Annotated in this window: 3 protein-coding genes; 2 read left to right on the top strand and 1 reads right to left on the bottom strand. The window is 76.7% G+C overall.

Annotation, left to right across the window (positions count from 1 at the left end; translation table 11 throughout):
• The coding region (locus tag ACTUAL_RS18870) for a hypothetical protein (RefSeq protein ID WP_440901190.1) at window positions 1-201 on the top strand (201 nt) is incomplete at its 5' end.
• A gap of 483 nt (window positions 202-684) precedes the next feature.
• Here the strand turns inward: ACTUAL_RS18870 and ACTUAL_RS18865 are convergent.
• Window positions 685-1,860 carry a MalY/PatB family protein gene (locus ACTUAL_RS18865; protein ID WP_440901189.1) on the bottom strand — a complete coding sequence of 392 codons (1,176 nt, stop codon included), beginning with the start codon at window positions 1,858-1,860 and terminating at the stop codon, window positions 685-687.
• A 153-nt stretch (window positions 1,861-2,013) separates the two neighbouring features.
• On the opposite strand from ACTUAL_RS18865, the gene ACTUAL_RS18860 reads away from it, so the two are divergent.
• Window positions 2,014-3,106, top strand: a 1,093-nt coding sequence (locus ACTUAL_RS18860) for an alpha/beta fold hydrolase (RefSeq protein WP_440901188.1), incomplete at its 3' end; no start/stop codon positions are given.

Raw genomic sequence — 3,106 nt, 5'->3', positions numbered from 1 at the left:
CCGCTGCCGGGCGGGGGAGTGGTGAACGTCGAGCTGGACCACGGCTTGGGCTCCGAGGAGTGGCACACCTGGCACGGCGAGGGGTTCCGGTCGGTGACCCTGCAGGGGGTGGACGCGTTCGGCGAACTGGACCCGGTGACGGTGTCGGAGCTGCTGGACGAGCTGATCGTGATGACGGCGGAGCGGGGGGAGGGGGAGTAGGGGCGGAGGGGGTGGGTGAGGGCGGCGGCTGTTCGGGAGGGACGACGCCTGGGCGGGGTGAGGCGGAGCGGGGTGAGTGGGGCAGGGGGTGGGCGCTGCGCGGGTGTGTCCGGTAGCGCTGGCGTGCCGGGCGGGGGCAGGTGCAGGGCGGCGAGTCCGGTGCAGGCGCGTTTGCGGGACTGGGCGCGACCGCCCCCCCGCACCACCGCCCCCGTTGAGGCGTCCGCACCACTGCCCGGTTCAGGGTGCTCGCACCGCCGCTCCCCGCAGCGTGCCCGCACCACTGCCGCCTCCCGTTCAGGCTGCCCACACCGCCGCTGCCCGGTCAGGCCGCCCGCCAGCACACCGCCCCGGTCAGGCCGCCCGTGATCGCCGCCATCCGATTCGAGCGCCCGGATCAGCCGCCCGCACCGCCGCCCCCGCCCAACTCGCCCGCACCACTGCCGCCTCCCGTTCAGGCTGCCCACGGCCGCCGCCCCCCGCTCAACCCGCCCGCACCGCCGCCCCCATCCGCCGGACCGCTTCGGTGAGCAGCTCCGGTGACGTGGCCAGGTTCAGCCGGGCGTGGCCCGCTCCGCCCGTGCCGAAGCCCGGTCCCGGCGTGAGCGCCACCCGGCCGCGTTCCAGGAACGCCGCCGCCGGGTCGTCGCCCAGGCCGAGCGCCCGGCAGTCCAGCCACGCCCGGTAGGTGCCCTCGCCCGGCGCGTACCGCACCCGCGGCAGCTCCTCGGCCAGCAGGTCCGCCAGCAGCCGCCGGTTCGCGGCCAGGCCCGCCAGCAGCGCGTCCAGCCACGCCCCGCCCTCCCGCAGCGCGGCGGCGTGCGCGATCACCCCGAGGTGGCTGGGCCCCTCCTCGACCCACTCGGGGAACCGCCCCAGCTCCTCCTCCGCGCCCTCCCCGGCCACCACCACCGCCGCCTTCAGCCCGGCCAGGTTCCACGCCTTCGACGCCGACAGCACCGCGAACCCCCGCTCTGCCCCCGGCACGCTCAGGTAAGGCGTGAACCGCGCCCCCGGCAGCACCAGCGGCGCGTGGATCTCGTCCGACACCACCCGCACCCCGAACCGCCCGGCCAGCGCCGCCACCTCGGCCAGCTCGTCGGCCCGGTGCACCGCCCCGGTCGGGTTGTGCGGGTTGCACAGCAGGAACACCGGCCGCGACCCGTGCGCGCCCGCCACCCGGAACGCCTCCTCCAGCGCCGCGAACCCGATCCGCCCGTCCGCCCCCAGCGGCGCCTCCACCACCCGCCTGCCGGTGTGCGCGACGAACTGGAAGAAAGGCGGGTAGACGGGACTGTTGACCACCACGGCGTCCGAGGCCGACGAGACCACGTCGAGCACCTCCAGCACCCCGCGCATCACGTCGGCCACCGGCGACACCCGCCCGGCCACCACCCCGGCCCACCCCCACCGCTCGCGGGCGAACCCGTCCAGCGCCTCGGCGTACGCCCCGCCCGCCGGGTACCCGGTGTCGCCGAGCGCGACGGCGTCGGTGACCGCCCGCACGACCGGCTCCGCGAGGTCGACGTCCATCTCCGCCACGAACACCGGCAGCACGTCGTCGGGGAAGGTGCGCCACTTCTCGCTGGTGCGCGCCCGGAGCCGCTCGGGGGACAGCCCGGTCAACGGGTTCGGCACGTCCGCGTCATCGCTGTTCACGCCACCAAAGGTACGACCGGGACCACCCCCCGGGGTCCACCGCGCGTCCCCCTCGGGAGGGACGCGGGTTCGCGGTGCGGGGGGACGTTCCGGGGCTCCGCGATTCCTAACGTCATCGGCGCCGGATCAACCAGCCCACCCACGGAGAACCCAGTGCGCTCTCGCCTCCTCGCCGCCACCGTCACCGCACTTGCGGCGACCGCGCTGACCACCGCCTGCGACGACGCCCCCGAGGCCGCCCAGCCCCCACCGAGCCCCCAGGTCCAGCCGCTCGCCCTGACCCCCTGCACCGACCTGCCGGACCTGCCCACCGCCGAGTGCGGGACCATCACCGTCCCGCTCGACCGCGCCAACCCCGGCGCGGGCACCACCACCGTCGCGTTCGCCCGAGTGCCGCGCACCGACCGGTCCCAGCCGCCGCTCGGCACGATCGTCCCCAACCCCGGCGGCCCCGGCACTTCCACCATCGACTTCGCGGGCCCCCTCTACGCCCAGGGCCTGGCCCCCGTGCTCGACCGCCGCGACCTGCTCCTGGTCGACCCGCGCGGCACCGGCCGCTCCACGCCCCTGACCTGCGACGCGCTCGCCGACCCCGCCCTCGCGCTGGCAGGCCTGGACGAGCGCCGCGCCGCCATCGGCGAGTGCGGCGAGCAGCTCGGCGACCGCTCCGCGCAGCACAGCACCACCGCCGTCGCCGACGACATCGACGACATCCGCGCCGGACTGGGCATCGACGAGCTGGACCTGTTCGGCGACTCCTACGGCACGTTCCTGATGGCCACCTACGCCCAGCGCCACCCCGAGCGCACCGCGTCCGCCGTCCTGTCCGGCGCCTACTCGGTCACCGAGCGCACCGAGGGCGCGATGGGCGCCGCCGCCCTGCGCCGCGCGATCACCCTGGTCTGCGAGCGCACCCGGCGGTGCGACGGCCCCACCGCCCTCGCCGACCTCGCCGCGCTGGCGACCACCCTGCGCGCCACCCCGTCCACGGTGGACGTCGAGGTCAACGGCGTGAAGCAGCAGGTCCCCCTGGACGAGTGGCAGCTCGCGGGCGCGGTCGGCAAGGCGGTCTCCAGCACCCCCGACACCGAGCTCCAGGTGGGCGTGGCCGCCTCCGCGTCCGCCGCGCGCACCGGTGACCTGGCCCCGATCCGGGCCCTCGTCAGCCGCTACCTCACCCCCGAGGTCGCCACCGCCGCCGCGGGCGTGCGGGCCTACGCGGTCGCCGCCGACTGGGCGGTCAGCT

It is taken from the genome of Actinosynnema sp. (assembly GCF_052038725.1).
This window is presented reverse-complemented; position numbering and strand designations above follow the sequence as displayed.